Genomic DNA, 16,876 nt, shown 5'->3' with positions numbered 1-16,876 from the left:
AAACCCTTGCCTCAGTTCACCCGGCGATCCGCGCTGTCCTTGTTCGGCGGGCTCGCCGCCGGCCCGCTGCTCGCGTCCTGCGGAGTCGGCGGGTCCTCGCCGAGCGCCGACGGGAAGACCGTCCGCATCGCCTACCAGAAGTTCGCCGACAGCACCCTGCTGGTGAAAGACCAGGGAACACTGGAAAAAGCCTTGCCGGGCTACCGGATCCAGTGGACCGCCTTCGATTCCGGCGCCAGTATCAACACCGCGTTCCTGGGCCGCTCGCTCGATCTCGCGGTGATCGGAAGCAGTCCCACCGCGCAGGCGTTGTGCCCGCCGCTGGCCATCCCGTACCGGATCATCGAGCTGCTGAACGTGATCGGCGACAGCGAGGCTTTGGTGGCACGCAAGGAAATCACCAAGGTCGCCGACCTCGTGGGCCGCAAGGTCGCCGCTCCGTTCAGCTCGACCGCGCACTACAGCCTGCTCGCCGCCTTGCAGCAGGCCGGGGTCGACCCCGCGAAGGTCACCATCGTCGATCTGGAGCCGCAGAACATCCTCGCGGCCTGGCAGCGCGGTGACATCGACGCGGCCTACGTGTGGACGCCGACGCTGTCCAGCATCCAGAAGGACGGCACGACGCTCATCGACAGCGCCCAGCTGGCCAAGGCGGGCAAGCCGACGTTGACCTTCACCGTCGCCAGTAACGAGTTCATCGACGCGAATCCGCAGGTGATCACCGAGTGGCTGAAGGCGACCGACGCGGCGCTCGGGCAGATCGCCAAGGATCCGGGCACGGTCGCCGACGCGGTCGCCCGTCAGATCGGCAGCACCCGTGAAGACGCGCTCGCGCAACTGAAACAGAACATCTATCTCGACCACGCCCAGCAGCGCGCGCCCGAGTACTTCGGCTCGGCGTCGGCGCCGGGCGCGCTCGCCGATCGGCTGCGCGACACCGCCGAATTCTTGCGAGGACAGAAGAAGGTCGACGCCGTCCCGGCGCTCGAGACCTTCCGATCCGCTCTCCGTGTCCCGGAGACGGCATGAGCCCGCTCCTGGACATCGACGATGTCGAGCACCGCTACCGCGATGTCGTCGCACTGGGCCCGGTGGGCCTCCAGGTCGACGCGGGGGAGTTCGTGGTCATCGTCGGTCCGTCCGGATCGGGAAAGAGCACGCTGTTGCGGCTCGTCGCCGGGTTCGAGCGGCCGACGACGGGGTCGGTGACGCTCGCCGGACGGCTGCCCCGGCCGGGGCGCGACGTCGGCCTGGTCTTCCAGCAGCCGCGGTTGTTCCCTTGGCACACGGTGAACGGCAACATCACCGCGGCGCTGAGGTGGGCGGGTGTCCCGCGTGCCGAGCGCCCCGCCGCCGCAGCGTCGTTGCTGGCGAAGGTGGGGCTCGGGGAACTCGGCAAGCGGCGGGTGTGGGAGATCTCCGGCGGGCAGCAGCAGCGAGTGGCGATCGCCCGCGCGCTGGCCGCCCGGCCGCGGCTGCTTCTGCTGGACGAACCGTTCGCCGCGCTCGACGCCCTCACGAGGGAGCGGTTGCAGGAGGACGTGCGAGGGCTGACCGACACGGAGGGGCAGGCCGCGGTGTTCGTGACGCACAGCGTCGACGAGGCCGTCTTCCTCGCCACCCGGATCATCGTGCTCAGTGACAGGCCGGGTCGGATCCTCCTGGACCTGCCCGTCGATCTGCCGCGAACCGGTGTCCCGGCGGCCGAACTGCGGGGCTGGGCGGAGTACGCGGCTCTTCGCGGCGAGGTCGCCACCGCGGTCCGGGCGATCCAGCCGAGCTGAACTACCGGAGCGGGAACTCGGCCCCGTACTCGTCCACGGGACGGGGACCGTGGATGCGCCGATCGCCGCGGGAAATGGCGACGTCGTTGATGCTCGCCTCGCGACGGCTCATGAGACCGTGCTCATCGAACTCCCAGAGTTCGTTGCCGTGGCTGCGCCACCCTTGTCCGGCCTGGTCGTGCCATTCGTACTGGAAGCGGACGGCGATCCGGTTGTCGTGGAACGCCCAGAGGTTCTTGCGAAGCGCGTAGTCCAGTTCGCGCTCCCACTTCCGGGTCAGGAAGGTGACGATCTCCTCGCGGCCCTGGACGAAGGTGTCCCGGTTGCGCCACACCGAATCCGGCGTGTACGCCGATGCCACCCGGCGGGGATCGCGGGTGTTCCAGGCGTCCTCGGCGGCTTGGACCTTCCGCAGGGCCGTTTCCTGGGTGAACGGCGGGAAGGGTGGGCGATCTTCGGGCATGGTCGGCCTCCTCGGGTTGAGAACGTGCGTTCTCCACGTCTGGCGCCTAGAGTAGGGAACGACCGTTCTCAACGTCAAGGAGTTCCGATGCCGGCCGCCGTCACCGACGAGCAGAACCGTTTGGACCGCGAAGCCCTGCTCGACGCCGCCGAGAAGCTCTTCTACGAGAACGGCATCCAGGCGGTCGGCATGGACCAGGTCCGCGCGGCGTCCGGCCTTTCGTTGAAGCGGATCTACCGGTTCTTCGAAGCCAAGGAGGACCTGGTGGTGGCGATGCTCAAACGGCGTGATCAGCGGTGGAGGGGCAGCCTGGCCGCCCATGTCGAGGAAGTCGAGGATCCCCGGGAGCGGGTGCTCTCGATCTTCGACTGGCTCGCCGAATGGTTCGCCGAACCCGGCTTCCGCGGCTGCGCCTGGATCAACGCCCACGGCGAAGTCGGCCCCTCGTCGACGGCGGTGCTGGCCGAGGTGCGGGCGCACAAGCGGGCGTTTCGCGAACAGGTCGAGACCTGGGTGCGTGCCACGGGATTCGCTGTGGCCGAGCCGGTGTTCCTGCTCGCTGAAGGGGCCATCGTGACGGCCGGAATCAGCGGGGACCCGGCTCCGGCCCGTCAGGCGCGCGAGGCCGTCGCGACGCTGCTCGGCGTCCAGTGACCTCGTGAGTGGTGAGGACGGTGAGTGCGGTAGCCGGGGCGGCCGGGTTCACGGAGAGCTGAAGGTGACCATGCCCGCATCTCCTGCGGCGAAGGGAGCTTTCCCCGCGTGACATGCGACGAAAGGCCCCTTCGGCTCACGCCCACATCGGCATCCAGAACGAGCCCACCAGATGACATCAGGATCCAGTGGGTAGGCAAACGCAGGTCCACCAGAACCGTCCTAACCACTCACGAGGTGATCAGCGGCGGATGAGGCCGAGATCGGTCGCGGTGGCGACGGCGGCGGTCCGCGAGTCGACGCCGAGTTTGGTGTAACTGCGCGCCAGATGGGACTTCACGGTGCCTTCGGTCAGATGGAGCCGTGCGGCGATGGCCCGGTTGGACAGACCGTCGGCGACCAGACCCAGGACCTCGATCTCGCGCAGGGTCAAGGCGATGGTGGGCATCCGCATGCGGTTCATAAGCCTGTCGGCGACCGTCGGGGCCAGGGTGGTGCGTCCGGCCGCGGCGGTGCGCACGGCGGCGGCCAGGTCTTCGGGCGGGGCGTCCTTGAGGAGATAGCCGGTGGCGCCCGCTTCGATCGCGGGCAGGGTGTCGGCGTCGGTGTCGTAGGTGGTGACGATCAGGACGCGGGGTGCGCCGGGCCGGGCGGTGATCGCGGCGGTGGCTTCGGCGCCGGTCATTCCGGCGCCGAAGCGCAGGTCCATCAGCACGACGTCCACGTCGCCCTCGGCGGCGCGGGCGACCGCGGCCTCCGCGGTCGCGGCTTCGGCGACCACGACGAGACCGGGTTCGGTTTCGAGTACGGCACGGAGTCCCGCCCGGACGATGGGGTGGTCGTCGGCCAGGAGGAGGCGGATCGGGGCGTCGGTCACGAGCGGTCCTCCGGTTCGGCGGGCAACCGCACGGACAAGGTCGTGCCATGGCCGGGGGAGGACTCGACGGCGAAGGTTCCGCCCAGTGTCTCGATTCGGGTCCGCATCGCGGTCAAACCGAAGCCACTGTCGACGTCGTCGAAGCCGATGCCGTCATCGACGACGTCGAGGGCGACCTGCTCGCCCAGGTAGCTCAGGGTGACGTCGGCTGTGGCCGCGTCGGCGTGCCGGACGGTGTTCGCGAGGGCGGCCTGGCCGATGCGCAGCAACGCGACCTCGTGCGTGGTCGGCAGCGGAACGGGTGCGCCGGTGAGGTGGAAGCGCGTGGTGATCCCGTGCCGGGCGCCGGTGGTGGCGCACAACCTTTCCAGCGCGTCGGCCAGCGTGGTGTCGTCGAGCGCGGGAGGGCTCAGCGCGACGACGAAGCGGCGAGCCTCGGCGAGGTTGTCCGCGGCCGCCTGGCGCGCTTGTTCGACGTAGCGGGCCGCGTTCCCGGCGGTGTCGGGCAGCGTCCTTTCGGCCGCACGCAACAAGAGTTGAATACTCGAGAGCCCTTGGGCGAGGGTGTCGTGGATCTCGTGGGCCAGCCGCTCCCGCTCGGCGAGCACTCCGGCCGCGTGCTGGGCCTCGGCGAGGTCGGCGCGGGTGGCGGTGAGCTCCTCGATCAGGCTCCGGCGGCTCTCGCTCTCGCGGTAAAGCGCCTGATATCCCCAAACGACAGCGACCGCGACGGCCGCGCCGAGTGCCGGGCCGATCGCCGCAGCCGGGGTGAAGGCGCCCTGATGGGCGGCGAACGCGGTGATCGCGGCCACCGCGGTCACGATCACCGCGAGCAGGCCTTGGCGACGCGGCAGCAGGTGCAATTGCAGGAAGTACAGCGGGAAGGCGACCCACACGCCGTCGGCGGTCAGCACCAGCAGGGCCAGCCACACGGTGCCCACCGCGGTCAGCCACCACGTGGCGGCTCGTCGTGACGTCCGGACGCGGGGCAGGAGCGGCCCGGCCGCGTACACCACGGCGCACAGCGCCGCCGTCACGACGACCGCTCCCGCCCGGGGAGAGTCGTCGGCCACCGCCCGCGCGGCCGCCAGTGCGAGCAGGGCGAGGAGCAGCAGGTGCAGACACCAGGTCAGCACCCGGCTGGTCGGGGTCAGGACGGGCGCGGCGTTCACAGTATGTCCAGGTTACGGAGCCGGGTCGGGAATCGCCTCTATCGAAAGGTGGAAGCGGCGCGCCGCCTTCCGGCTCGTGAAGTGCCAACTCCGGCGAGATGTCCATTCGGGACTCGACGGCGATCGTGGAGAGGTACCCAGCCCACCCGCCGGAAAGGACAGACCGGAGCCGTGTTCGTCGCCTGGAGAGACCTGAGATTCGCCAAAGGGCGGTTCGCCCTGATGGGCGCCGCCGTCGTGCTCATCACCCTGCTGGTCGGTCTGTTGTCGGGGCTCACCGCCGGGCTGGGGGAGCAGAACATCTCCGCCGTCACCGGCCTGCCCGCGGACAAGATCGTCTTCGCCGCTCCCGGTGACGGACAGAGCCTCTCCTTCGCCAACTCCGCGGTCAGCGAGACACAGCTGCGGCAGTGGACCGCGACACCGGGCGTCACCGGAGCCGAGCCGCTGGGCATCGCCACCACCAAGGCCACCGCGGGAAACCGCAGCGCCGGGATCTCCGTGTTCGGAGTCCGTCCCGGCTCCGCGCTCGCCCCGGACAGCGGAATGCTCACCGGCGACTCGGTGACACTTTCGTCCTCCGCCGCCGAAGAGCTGGACGTCCGGAGCGGGGACACCATTTCCGTGGCCGGGCGCCCGCTGACGGTCGCCGCCGTGTCGGGTGACGCCTGGTTCAGCCACACCCCGGTGGTGTGGGCAGGCCTCGACGTCTGGGCGAGGACGGCGCCGCCCACCGGCGGTGAGCCGAGCGCGACCGTGCTCGCGCTGACCGCTGCCGGCGACGTCGATTTCGCGGCCGTCGACCGTGCCCTGGGAACGAAGACGGTGTCGAAGGACGAATCGTTGTCTGCCATCGGTTCCTACACCTCGGAAAACGGTTCCCTGCAACTGATGCGCGGCTTCCTGTTCGCCATCTCCGCACTCGTGATCGGCGCCTTCTTCACCGTCTGGACCATTCAGCGCAGCGGGGACATCGCCGTTCTCAAGGCATTGGGGGCCAGCACGGTCTTCCTGCTGAAGGACGCGCTCGGCCAGGCCGTCGTGCTTCTCGTCGGCGGCACCGCTGCCGGAACCGGACTGGCCGCCTTGCTCGGCGCCGTCGTCGCGGGCTCCGCCGTGCCGTTCCTGCTGACTCCGGCCACCGTGCTCGTTCCCGCCGCCGTGATGATCCTGCTCGGTGCGCTGGGGGCCGCGTTGTCCGTCCGCCGCATCACCTCCGTCGACCCGCTGACCGCACTGGGGAGTGCCCGATGAGCCTGAAGCTGACCGGTGTCACCCTCACCTATCCCGACGGCGAGTCCCGCCTCACCGCCCTCGACGACGTCACGCTGGACGTTCCGCCGGGTTCGCTCACCGCCGTCGCCGGGCCCTCCGGTTCCGGCAAGTCCAGCCTGCTCGCCGTCGCCGCCACCCTCATCAGCCCGGACGACGGGACCGTCACCGTCGACGGCGTCGTGACCACCGGCCTGAACCGCGGCGAACTCACCGAACTGCGCCGCCGGAAGATCGGGATCGTCTTCCAACAGCCCAATCTGCTGCCATCCCTGACCGCCGCCGAGCAGCTCCAGGTCATGGCACGGATCGACGGCCGCTCGCCGGCGAAAGCCCGTGGCGCGGCGATGGAACTGCTCGACGCCGTCGGGCTCGCGCCCCTGGCGGGCCGTCGACCGCATCAGCTCTCCGGCGGCCAACGGCAGCGGGTGAACATCGCCCGCGCGCTGATGAACGAACCCACCGTGCTGCTGATCGACGAACCGACGAGCGCCCTGGACCACGAGCGCGGCGCCGCGGTCATCGAGCTGATCACCCGGCTCACCCACGAACGCGGCACCGCCACGGTTCTGGTCACCCACGACCGCGTCCACCTCGCCGCCGTGGACCGGATCACGGAAGTCCACGATGGCAGGCTGAGCACACCCTCACCGGTGGGCTAGGTACGGCCACAGTTCGACGCTGTTCTTGTCCGGCGGTACCGGAGAGCGGATAGTGAGGCCATGACGTGTCTCGATGCCGCCGGGACCAGGCTGCCGGTGGACACCGACGGCCTGCTGACGCGGTTGCGCGACAGGGCGACCTTGGAGCACGCCGCCAGTGTGCTGATGGCGAGGTACGGCCTCTCCGACGCCACGACCGCGATGCGTGCGCTGGGAACCGCCGCTCGCCGTCATCACATCGCCCCGGACACGCTGGCGAGGGCGTTGCTCGTCGCGCCTCGCCCCTGGCGGAACGGGCGCTGGTTCTCGCCTCGTGTCTGGCGGAGCGCGCCCGAGCTCGACTTCCTGCCTGCCTCGCCCGCGATCCGGCCGTCGGGGCTCCTGCGGGCGACCCTGGACACCGTGACCGATCGTGCCCAGACCGCCCAAGGTGACATCCAAACGGTGACGACGGGCAATACCGGCCTGAAACTGCAACGAGCCGAGGGATTCTCCTCGGAGTTCTTCCAGCACTTCGCCCATGTCGAAGGGGACGCCACCGCGTGCGGCATCGCCTTGAGGGTGCGTGAACCGGTCACGGTCGCCGACGTCACCACGTGCGGCATTTTCGATCGCCCTGCGCTCGAAGCCCTTGTCGCCGAAGAGGTCCGGGCCGTGCACAGCATCCCGATCTGCGGTCCGGACGGGTGCGCCGGCGTCGTTTCCGTGCACTATCGCCGTTCGGGCCACGGCCCGTCGGAAGCCACCCGCGCCGAGCTGACCAGGATCGCCTCCCAGGCGGCGGCGTGGCTGCACTGGTATCGCCGGACGGCCACCCTCGACGCTCTCGAGGACCTCCACCGGCTCTGATCCCGGTGGATCCGGCCACGGGTCTCACTTCCGGCCATTTCGCCGTTGGCGAGGAGGCGCTCGGCCCAGGCCGGGAAGAGAACGATGCCGCGAAATAGGATTCCCGGAATCCCATTCATGGGGTTGTCATTACTTTAATGCCGCGATCGCCGATTTCCGGCAAGCCTTGTCGCCCGCGCCGCTCCGGTCCTCAGAGGACGGGGCAAGGCGTCCACCAGGGCATTTTTGTGATCGATTCGTTGTTGTTGCCGGAATGATATGAACACTCCGCCGACGACACGGCCTTGTCGAATTCGCCCGAGTGGCGGTTACTTCCGACTTGTGAGTGAGGGCATTGTGATCCGCGGACGACGAGGCGTCGCCTCGCGTCAGAACTGGGTGAGAGGTCATTCGGGGGATACGCGCGAATCGCTTTGTGCCGCGAATTCGATACACGGTCAGTGGGACACTCGCCGTCACCGCAGGGGGTGATCGGTGAAGCGTCGTGTTGCCCGATGTCCGTCACCCGCTACTGGATCAGGATGGGGAGTCATCATGATGGGGAATCGTGTGGCCGGTGGCCGAAGACCGTTTTGGTCGCTGACGGCGGCTCTTGTCGTGTTCACCTGCGCGATGGCCGGGACGGCGCAGGCCACCCAGGCCGGGCCGATCGACCTCGGTACGTTGCCCGGCGACGACGCCAGCACCGTTCTGGCGGTCAATGACGCGGGGGTGATGGTCGGACTGTCCTTCGCGGGACCCGCGCGGCGCAGTCTTCCGGTTCGCTGGAACGCCGATGGCCAGATCATGGCCCTGCCCACGCCAGGCGGCACCGAGGGGCAGGTTCGTGACATCAACAACCAGGGGGTTTCCGCGGGCTATGTGCTGACCCCGACCGCCGCCGTGCCGACCCGATGGGACGCCGACGGCGTGGCGACCACGCTGCAGGTCCCACCCGGCTATCGCAACGGCACCGCTGCGGCGATCAGTGACACCGGTGTCGTCGTCGGGAACTGGACGACGCCGGACAACCAGTACCACGCCGTCCGCTGGGATCCGAACGGCCAGGCCACCGATCTGGGCGCGCTGCCCGGCGAGACCTGGAGCATGGCCGACGGCATCTCCGCCGACGGCAGCATCATCGTGGGCAGCGGTTTCCGTACGGGCGCGAACCAGGCCGTGCGGTGGGTGAACGGCGGGCCGATCACCGAGCTGGAGCCCCTGGGGTACAGCAGCGGAGCCAGCAAGATCAACAAGCCCGGCGTGGCCGCCGGTGTGCTGAGCGAGACCAAGACCGGGCCCCGGATCCCGGCGACCTGGGATCAAACCGGCACGAGGCACAGTCTGGACTGGCCCAGCCCGCACTCGGTCTGGGTCTACCAGATCGGCTCCACCGGTTACGCGGTCGGTACCGGCTACGCCTACCCGCCCAAGCGGCAGGCCGTGCTCTGGGATCCCGCCGGCGATCTCACCATCCTGGCTGACGACGGCCTCGGCGCCGACGTCGAAGCAGTCGACTCGGTCGGAACCGCGGTGGGTACCTTCAAGAATCAGGCGACCGCCTGGTTCCGGAACGGTGAGCGCAGGCAACTGGGTCTGCTCCCCGGCGGTAACCGCAGCCAGGCCTACCGGATCACCGACAGCGGCCGCGTCGTCGGAACCGCCACCGTCGCCGGCGGAAAAGATCACGCGGTGTACTGGACCCTCGGCTAGCGTTTCGATGTAGGACATGTGTGCGCTGGTCGAGCTGCTGCTCGACCAGCGCACACTCTATTCGGCCAGGGAAATCCCGTGTTCTCGCCGGACATCCGGTCCGAAATCCTCGGGCCAGACCGTCGTGCCGTCGGCGCGCGCGCCGACCAGGATCGCCTCCGTGAGGTGCCGGGCGCGCATGTCGGCGCCGCGAAGATCGACACGGGACAGGTAGAGCCGGGGCGCGTCGCATGAATGCGGTCTTCGCGCGAGGATGATCATCGCGGCCGGGATGTCCGGAGAGTGGATCCGCAGCCATGGCCGGTTTTCGTCGACGACGGGCGTGGGATGCTGCGGGCCGTCGGGTGTTCCGGCCTGCCACGGTGCCTGCCCGTCGCGGTTGACTCCGACCTGGCGCCAGGTCGCGGCGCCGCCGAACAGCAACCCCAGGCCGACCACCGTCGTGGCTGCGAGGAGCCAAGAACGTCCGCGTCATGACCCCACGACCTTCCTTCACCCGGCCAGGTCGGACAGCGCCCCACACGCAGTCCCGGCCGATGTCCGGAAATCGTCGGTGGGACCCGCTACCGTGCCTCGCGTCGTCGAAGTGGGAGGACTGGGGTGGAGAAGCACACGGAGGTGTCGTCGAGGCTGGCGGAGGCGCTCGTGCCGGTGGTGGCGGATCTGATTCCGTTGCTGCGCGGCCGTATCCCGCGCGGCCCCGCGACTGCGCTCGGCAGGCTGGGCGTCCCCGAGGTGACGCCGGACGCGTTCGGGCTCGAAGCGGGCCGGCTGGTGGCCGGGTCCGGCGAATCGGAGGTGTTGAGCAGGCTCCGTTCGCTCGGTGATCCCGTTTCCGAGCGGCTGCTCGGCGCGCTCGAACTGACCTTGGACGAGCTGGTGGTGGTCGTTCCGGAGGAGGTCGAAGCGGCGGTACCGGGGCCGGACGCGACACCGCAGGCCTTCGGTTTCATGATGTCGAACGGGCCGAACGCGCAGACGGTCACCGCGGTGCGCCTGCTCGATCAGGTGCGACCGGGGATCTCCGCGCTGATCGTGGCGCTGGTCGCGGAGCTGGCCGAGCACGAGACCTTGGCGCCGTTGCTGGCGGTCGCACCGGAACTCACCGGCGAGGAGGAACTGGCGGCGGCACAGGGAGAAGCGCATCTCGCCTTGGCCGTCGCGGTCGCCGCGCCGGTCTTGCGGCGGACGGACGCTCCGCTGCTCGCCGGGACCCCCGCGGCTGTCGTCGGCGTCGCCCTCGCCGCCGTTTCGGCTCTGTTGAGCGAAAGTCCGATGCCGCCCGGGTACGCGGCCGCATTGCTGGAGAAACGCCGGGCCGAATACTTGCTGCCGGCGACGGCGTCTTGTTCGGCGGAGGTGCACGCACACCAGTTCGTCCTCGCCGAGCGCCCCGTCGTCGGAGAGGCCGATTTCAGCGGTAACGGCCTGGCCGTCGCGGTCCCTGGAGGGGTCGCCGTTCGGACCGGGCTCGGCGAAGGCCGGCTGTCCGTGACGATGCGGATTCTCGAGGGACCGCCGGACACGGTGGACGTCGACTGGTGGGACGAAGTCACCGAGATCTCCTGGCGGGCCGAGCAAGGTGACGCCACGCTGGGTGAAAGCACCCCGCATCGCACGAGAACACCGCCATGGCCCGGCGATTTCCGGGTGAGGGTGCACGCGATCGGCCGGGACGGTGAAGAGCGCGAGCGGTACGAACTCGTGCTTTGGCAGGCGCCGCCGGGCCCGGACATCGTGTACAAGCGTGGTGACAGGCTGGGTTACGTCCTCCGAGGTGAGCCCGCACCCGACATCGAGCCGCCGCCGGAGACCGCGTACCGGTGGATCGACGAGAGCGCGCTCGGTGACGCGGCGACGGTCACGATGGTCAGGGGAGCTTCTCCGGACGAAGTGCTCCTGGCCTTCGGCGCGGACCCGGCCGAACCGGAGTCCGCGGAAGAACTCTCGCAGGATTTCGATCTCGATCCCTGGGTGTCGGTGCTACCGGTCGAGGGTGGCGTGCTGGCCGTGGAGTTCAACGGGTTCCAGGGTTCCTGCGGGCCCGTGCTGGAGTCGTTGTCGCGGACCGGCCGGACGGCGAGCCTGTTCTGGAACATCAACGCGGTGACCAGGCTTTCCTTCGCGGACAACGGGAACGTCCTCGCTTCGCACGAACTCGGTTGCGCGGAGGAGATCACGGATCCCGACGTGAACGAAGCCCTGGCCGGTCTTGATTTCGAGAGCTATCGCGACAACCTGGAAAAAGGTGTTCTCGCGGTCGAGCGGTACAGCGGAAACCGGCTGCGGAAGGAGGACGTCGAGCGGATGGTCGAGGCGAACGCCGGTTATCGCATCCTTCCGCACCTGTCCGAGCTGTATCCGGAGGCACGCAATCCCGACGGCTCGCGAGCGTTCCCCGGTGATGGTCCCTTGGGCGCCGAAACCGATCGGCTGGCTTTCGTACCGGAGGAAACGTTGCGGGACCTGGCCTGGCAGGCGGCATCGGCCGTGGCCGAGTACGTCGGCGTCGCCGGAGACCCGGTCATCGCCGACGTACTCGCGGAGCGCCGCCTGAGCGCCGAGGCGGAACTCCTGGCCAGGCGATCGCAGCTGCGGGCGCATCGTGACCATGCCTGGTTGTGGGAGGCGATCCACCACGCCACCAATCCGGATCCGCTGTCCGGCGCGATCCGCTCGCTGTCGGCGGCGCGGAACGCGTCCGGTCCGGCGGGGGAGGAACTGCTGGAGCACGCACGGCGGGTGGCCCGTGAGTGCTGAGGACGCTTCAGTCTGCCCAGCCTCGATTGACCTTTTCATACCCACGAACAGAAAGATGGATATCCTGGCTCGTCGGTACATCCACTGAGACATGGATGGAGCTCACCGTGAAGAACGCGTTCCGCGGTACGGTCACCTCGCTTGCCGCAACCCTTCTGTTGCTCGGAAGCTCAGTAACGGCTTCGGCGACCGTGGAGGACGTGCCGCCTGAGGGCTCGGACTACTACATCTGGAACTGCACCTATCTCGAGTTCTGCTATTTCAAGCACTACGGCGCCCGGCACGAAAACGGAGGCTGGGGCCGGGGGTTCCTCGAGAACGGCTTCTACAACATCGGCGCTGACGGTTACGGCGACCAGACCTCCTCCATCTGGAATCGATCCGGCGTGCAGGTGTGGGGGTACGACTGGCACCAGTCCAACCAGTGCTGGAAGGAGATCTGGGTTTCTCCCAACGGCAACTGGGGCGATCTCGATCCCAAGGTCGACAACCTCACCGATGCCATCAGCGTCGGCGGCAAGGTCAACGGCGACATCTGCTGACCGCAGGCAGGGAGGGGGAGCCTATGTCATCACGTTCGACTGATCAGGCGGAGACCATCGCTCGGCACTATGTTCCAGGGGCGGCAGAGCTGCTGATCAGCGTCGCGGGCGTAGTTTCCGGCGCGTTCGCGTCCGTCGCCTACTACACGGACCTGCGGGTGTTGGCGCACAGTTTCGTCATCTGGATCGTCTTCGTGAGCCTCGTGACCACACGGCGCTCGTCTCGGCAGGCAGTGGTACGAGCGATCATCGCGCTCCTGTCCGCCGTGCTTGCCTTCTACCTGGGCAAGAATGTCGTGTACGGCATCAAGTACCCCGATGCTCCGCCTTATGGGATCGATCTGCCGACCGTCGGTACCTGGTGTGTTCTCGCCGTCATCGCGGGTGTCTTACTGGGAATGGGTTTCCGTCACATCGGGGACCCCGGCTGGCCGGGGTCGCTCGCCACGGCAGGCGCTGCCGGACTGGTGCTCGCCGACGCCTACCGCAAGGGTGGCTTCGTCGTCTCGGACAGGCCGCTCTTGCCGGTCGTGAGTGCGCTCGCTGCCGCGGGCCTCCTGCTTCTCGGCGGCAGGACTCGCGGTCAACTCGGCAAAGCATTGGCACTGCTCGTTCCGCTGACCTTGATCGGGTACGGCATCGTCTCCGCACCGGACCTGATCGAAGAGATGCTGCTGTAAGTGACCGTCGTCACTGTCGACCAAGTCGTGGCAACCTCCGGCACCTCGGAACGCCTTCCTCCTCAGGAAGGACCGATTTCCGAAAACTGGGGAACACATGAAGAGATTTTCCGTAATCCTGACCGCGATGCTGGCCGTGGTCGCGTTGACCTCCGCCGCACCCGCCGGCGCGACCACCCGCTTCGACAGGGAGCTCCAGACGCGCATCGCCAAGGCCCAGGCCTATGCCGACAGCAGGCCCGGTGACACCGGGATCGTCCTCCGGGACCGGTGGACCGGTGCCGTCTACCGGAGCGCGGCCGCCGGGACCCTGATCTGGGCCTGTTCCACCCCGAAGCTCGCCATGGTCGTCGACCTGTTGCTGCGCAACGACTCCGGGGCGGTCCAGCTGACCGCCGAAGACCGGGACCTGATGCACCGGATGCTCAACTCCAGCGATGACGCCGCCGCGCACACGCTGTGGACCCGGTACGGCGGGGAGGCCGAGTTCGCCAAGCGGTTCCCGTCCTACGGCATGACCGACATGCGGTTCACCGACCAGCATCCGCATCACTGGGGCTGGATCCTCACCACCGCGAACGACCTCGACCGGCTGGTCAACTACGTCCTGACGAAGCTGCCCCGGCAGCACCGCGACTACATCGTCCGCGAGATGCGCACCGTCGATGTCAACCAGCAGTGGGGAGTCTGGGGTGCGGGCCCGGCCGCGCGGCCGGGGAACAAGGACGGTTGGTCCGACGACAACGACGACGGCTCCTGGATCATGAACTCGGTCGGCTTCGTCGGACCGCACGAGCGATACACCCTCGCCCTGATGAACAACACCAAGGTCATCCAGAACGGATTCGAAACCGGCATGGAGACCACCACCAAGATCAGCGAAATCCTGTTCAAGGGGTATTTCAGGAACTGATCGCGTCCACATCGGACCCGGACCATGCTCGGCGGTCCGGGTCCGCGCGGTCGGCCTGACTCACATCTCGCCGGGCTGTGTCGTCGGTTGGGCAGAACACCACCACGACACAAGGAGATCGTCATGAACGCCCGGCTCGACTACTTCGGCAACCCCGTCGGCGGAAAGTTCCTGAAGGGCATCATCTCGGCAGGGAAGGGCTGCTCGACTCGTCTTTGCCGGTCACCGTGCAGGAGCTGGTCCGGATGCGTGCGAGCCAGATCAACGGTTGCGCCGTATGCCTGGACATGCACACCAAGGAGGCCGCCGTCGCGGGCGAATCGGCCGTGCGGATCAACCTGGTCGCGGCGTGGCGGGAGGCGACGGTCTTCACCGACGCCGAGCGCGCCGCGCTGGAGCTGACCGAGCAGGCATGCCGGATGGCCGAGGCGGCGAGGTCACCGACGAGGCATGGGCGAACGTCGCCAAGCACTTCGACGACGACCAACTCGCCGCACGCGAGCCCGATCAGCTGGCGCCGCTCGCTCACGATCGCGCTCAGGCCCGGGTCGAGTGTCTCGGATTTCGCCTCCTGGTCGCGAGTGCTGTCCCGGGTACGACGAGAGACCGCCGCCGAATGTGAGGCCCCCTTGGCTCTCTTGAACTCTACCTAGCCCCTAGGTAGAGTTAGAGTATGGCTGGAAATCAGTCCGGGCCCCGGATGACACTCCCGACGCAGTTGGTGCTCCGCGTGCTGCTGGACGACCCGTCGCAGGAGCGTTACGGCCTGGAAATCTCGTCGTCGGCAGGCCTGGCGAGCGGGACGATCCATCCGATTCTGGCGCGGCTGGAAAGCCTCGGCTGGCTGGAGAGCCGCTGGGAAGAGGTCGATCCGAAGACGGAAGGACGACCGCGTCGCCGGTATTACCGTCTCAGTCCTGACGGTGTCGCGCTCGCGGGGGCCGCGCTCGCCAGGACTTCGGCGACCGCGCTCGGCCGCCTCCGGCCCGGACTTGCGGGAGGTGCTTCATGACCTCCGCCAGTCGATCCGCCCGGCGCGTCGCCAACGCGCTCTTGAAGCTGAAGAACCAGTACCCGTGGTGGTACCCGGAGCGCGACTACCTTCGAGAGAACCTGGTTTCCCAAGCCAACTCGATCAGCCGATATGGCTTCGCCGCCGACATCGAGCGCGCCGATGCGCTGATGTTCACCGAAGCGGCGACCTCATACCTCGACAGCGAGATCGAGGCGATGACCGGCAGAGAGGTCTTTTCGGACTATGTACGGGCCCTTCACCGGGTCCGGACGCTCGTGCAAGATCTGGAGGCCGCGCTGGGGCCTGCCCCGACGCCGAACTATGGAACATGGTCCGCCGGGGAGCTCACGGCCAAGCACATGTCCAGCGGCGGCGCCGAAGTGGCGATGGTCAGCGCGGAACTCTCCGGCGACCGGCCGAGTCCCCTTGCCTGGCGCGCCGATCCCGCTGCCCCCGGCCCGACATGCCAGCGGCTGGTGGCGTTGGCCGCGCGCATACTGCCGGAAAGTCATCGCCTGCGGTACGCCGAGGAGTTCCGTGCCGATCTCCGGGAGGTGCCTCGCCGCGAGAGGCTCGGCCACGCGCTTCGCCTTGTCGCCTGCGCCTGGGAACTGCGACGCAACCTTACTCTTTCCGCCGCGCGGGCCGAGGAGTGCCGATGAGCGGAAAACGCCCACCCGAGCCCGCCACTCCGGGAACGGCGCTGCTCCGGCACATCGTGGACGACGGCGAACGCACCCGAAGAATGGCGGTCCTGCTCATCGTCGGCGCCTTCGCCTTGACCATGAGCGTCGGCGCCCTCGCCCTGATGATCTGGTTTGCGGGAATGCCGGTGACCGTCGCCATGGGCGCGGCCGCGCTGGTGGCCGGTTCGGTCAGGCATCTGCGATCCGGCGGCAAGACGAAGCGTTCGGCGGAACAGCATGATGAGGCCAATCCCGCCTGAGATGCCGAGTTTGTCGTAGGCGGCGTCGGAAAACCTTTGCTTTGGCGTGAAACCGGTTCTCGGCAAGCTCGAATTCGGGTGATCCCGGGCCGACCGTGCCTTATCCTTCGATAAGTCCCATTGACGGCATTTGTTATCACCGGACCGAATTTCGCCATGGTTTGCGAGACGCTGACCGTGCGACCGGGAACAAAATTGCGGCCCGGTTCGGCGATGTCCACGAGCGCAACTCGACCCGCATTATGGGATTCCGTGGCCCGGCAGGTGGGCAACGGTCACCTTGACAGATTCTCCCCGCTCGACGGAAGCCTGGTGGATCTCGTACGTTCAGGCGGGTGACGAAATCAGTTTCGTCCTGTCGATCTGCGGTTCACTCGAATTTCGAAGTCGGTCCGACTAATTCATTCATTTGACCTAAGTCCATCGAACTGGGCTGTTTGTAGGCATGTCCTTGCACAATGTCGCCACGTTATGTCCTGCGAACGGGGAAATTCGACCTTTCGTACGGATGGAGGTACCCGGCGAAAGTTTCTCGCACTACTTTCCAAACCTGTCATCCCGGCCCGCGGTGCTGAATCCTGGACTTCGGGGAGTG

18 protein-coding genes and 1 pseudogene are annotated in these 16,876 nt (G+C 68.0%); 15 read left to right on the top strand and 4 right to left on the bottom strand.

Annotated elements, in window-relative coordinates; translation table 11 throughout:
• Positions 1-6 precede the first annotated feature (6 nt).
• A complete protein-coding gene (locus BKN51_RS13340) occupies positions 7-1,029 on the top strand; it encodes a taurine ABC transporter substrate-binding protein (RefSeq protein ID WP_101607945.1) in 1,023 nt (340 codons plus the stop codon).
• Entirely contained in the window at positions 1,026-1,784 is a 759-nt protein-coding gene (locus BKN51_RS13335; protein ID WP_101607944.1) for an ABC transporter ATP-binding protein, read from the top strand. The genes BKN51_RS13340 and BKN51_RS13335 overlap by 4 nt, the downstream gene beginning before the upstream one ends.
• 1 nt (position 1,785) lies before the next feature.
• Here BKN51_RS13335 and BKN51_RS13330 read toward each other — a convergent pair whose 3' ends face one another.
• Complete coding sequence (locus BKN51_RS13330) at positions 1,786-2,247, bottom strand: nuclear transport factor 2 family protein (RefSeq protein ID WP_101607943.1); 462 nt, start codon at positions 2,245-2,247, stop codon at positions 1,786-1,788.
• An 87-nt stretch (positions 2,248-2,334) separates the two neighbouring features.
• On the opposite strand from BKN51_RS13330, the gene BKN51_RS13325 reads away from it, so the two are divergent.
• On the top strand, positions 2,335-2,901 hold the full coding sequence (locus BKN51_RS13325; RefSeq protein WP_101607942.1) for a TetR/AcrR family transcriptional regulator: 567 nt from the start codon (positions 2,335-2,337) through the stop codon (positions 2,899-2,901).
• Positions 2,902-3,142: 241 nt separating this feature from the next.
• Here the strand turns inward: BKN51_RS13325 and BKN51_RS13320 are convergent, their stop codons facing one another.
• Positions 3,143-3,778, bottom strand: coding sequence for a response regulator (locus tag BKN51_RS13320; RefSeq protein WP_101607941.1), 636 nt, complete (start codon positions 3,776-3,778; stop codon positions 3,143-3,145).
• Positions 3,775-4,950 (bottom strand): sensor histidine kinase, encoded by a 1,176-nt coding sequence (locus BKN51_RS13315; protein ID WP_101607940.1) that lies wholly within the window; start codon positions 4,948-4,950, stop codon positions 3,775-3,777. The genes BKN51_RS13320 and BKN51_RS13315 overlap by 4 nt, the downstream gene beginning before the upstream one ends.
• A 171-nt stretch (positions 4,951-5,121) precedes the next feature.
• Here BKN51_RS13315 and BKN51_RS13310 point away from each other — a divergent pair, with 171 nt between their 5' ends.
• From BKN51_RS13310 to BKN51_RS13295, 4 genes are all read left to right on the top strand, one after another.
• Positions 5,122-6,204 (top strand): ABC transporter permease, encoded by a 1,083-nt coding sequence (locus tag BKN51_RS13310; protein ID WP_101607939.1) that lies wholly within the window; start codon positions 5,122-5,124, stop codon positions 6,202-6,204.
• On the top strand, positions 6,201-6,884 hold the full coding sequence (locus tag BKN51_RS13305) for an ABC transporter ATP-binding protein (RefSeq protein WP_101607938.1): 684 nt from the start codon (positions 6,201-6,203) through the stop codon (positions 6,882-6,884). The genes BKN51_RS13310 and BKN51_RS13305 overlap by 4 nt, the downstream gene beginning before the upstream one ends.
• Before the next feature lie 60 nt (positions 6,885-6,944).
• Positions 6,945-7,733 (top strand): ANTAR domain-containing protein, encoded by a 789-nt coding sequence (locus BKN51_RS13300; RefSeq protein ID WP_101607937.1) that lies wholly within the window; start codon positions 6,945-6,947, stop codon positions 7,731-7,733.
• A 534-nt stretch (positions 7,734-8,267) separates the two neighbouring features.
• On the top strand, positions 8,268-9,425 hold the full coding sequence (locus BKN51_RS13295; protein ID WP_335645072.1) for an HAF repeat-containing protein: 1,158 nt from the start codon (positions 8,268-8,270) through the stop codon (positions 9,423-9,425).
• A gap of 57 nt (positions 9,426-9,482) precedes the next feature.
• On the opposite strand, the gene BKN51_RS13290 is transcribed toward BKN51_RS13295, so the two are convergent.
• Positions 9,483-9,863, bottom strand: a complete 381-nt coding sequence (locus tag BKN51_RS13290) for a hypothetical protein (RefSeq protein ID WP_101607936.1) — start codon at positions 9,861-9,863, stop codon at positions 9,483-9,485.
• Positions 9,864-10,025: 162 nt separating this feature from the next.
• Between BKN51_RS13290 and BKN51_RS13285 the strand changes: the two genes are divergently transcribed.
• From BKN51_RS13285 to BKN51_RS13250, 8 genes and pseudogenes are all read left to right on the top strand, one after another.
• Complete coding sequence (locus BKN51_RS13285) at positions 10,026-12,185, top strand: DUF6461 domain-containing protein (protein WP_101607935.1); 2,160 nt, start codon at positions 10,026-10,028, stop codon at positions 12,183-12,185.
• A gap of 107 nt (positions 12,186-12,292) precedes the next feature.
• Positions 12,293-12,727 (top strand): hypothetical protein, encoded by a 435-nt coding sequence (locus tag BKN51_RS13280; RefSeq protein WP_146044335.1) that lies wholly within the window; start codon positions 12,293-12,295, stop codon positions 12,725-12,727.
• A gap of 23 nt (positions 12,728-12,750) precedes the next feature.
• Positions 12,751-13,407, top strand: coding sequence for a DUF6518 family protein (locus BKN51_RS13275; RefSeq protein ID WP_101607933.1), 657 nt, complete (start codon positions 12,751-12,753; stop codon positions 13,405-13,407).
• Positions 13,408-13,504: 97 nt separating this feature from the next.
• Positions 13,505-14,320: a serine hydrolase gene (locus BKN51_RS13270; protein WP_101607932.1), complete on the top strand. Its 816-nt coding sequence runs from the start codon at positions 13,505-13,507 to the stop codon at positions 14,318-14,320.
• A gap of 123 nt (positions 14,321-14,443) precedes the next feature.
• Positions 14,444-14,816: pseudogene (locus tag BKN51_RS13265) on the top strand (carboxymuconolactone decarboxylase family protein); the annotation flags it as partial.
• A gap of 177 nt (positions 14,817-14,993) precedes the next feature.
• The gene (locus tag BKN51_RS13260; protein ID WP_233223170.1) at positions 14,994-15,332 is read left to right on the top strand and encodes a PadR family transcriptional regulator; all 339 of its coding nucleotides are present in this window, start codon (positions 14,994-14,996) and stop codon (positions 15,330-15,332) included.
• Positions 15,329-15,997, top strand: a complete 669-nt coding sequence (locus BKN51_RS13255) for a hypothetical protein (protein ID WP_101607930.1) — start codon at positions 15,329-15,331, stop codon at positions 15,995-15,997. The genes BKN51_RS13260 and BKN51_RS13255 overlap by 4 nt, the downstream gene beginning before the upstream one ends.
• Positions 15,994-16,281 carry a hypothetical protein gene (locus tag BKN51_RS13250; protein ID WP_101607929.1) on the top strand — a complete coding sequence of 96 codons (288 nt, stop codon included), beginning with the start codon at positions 15,994-15,996 and terminating at the stop codon, positions 16,279-16,281. Before BKN51_RS13255 ends, BKN51_RS13250 begins: the two co-directional genes overlap by 4 nt.
• Positions 16,282-16,876 lie beyond the last annotated feature (595 nt).

The organism is Amycolatopsis sp. BJA-103, assembly GCF_002849735.1.
Taxonomy (GTDB): Bacteria; Actinomycetota; Actinomycetes; order Mycobacteriales; family Pseudonocardiaceae; genus Amycolatopsis.
The sequence above is the reverse complement of the archived record's forward strand: the minus strand, read 5'-3'. Positions and strand labels throughout refer to the sequence as shown.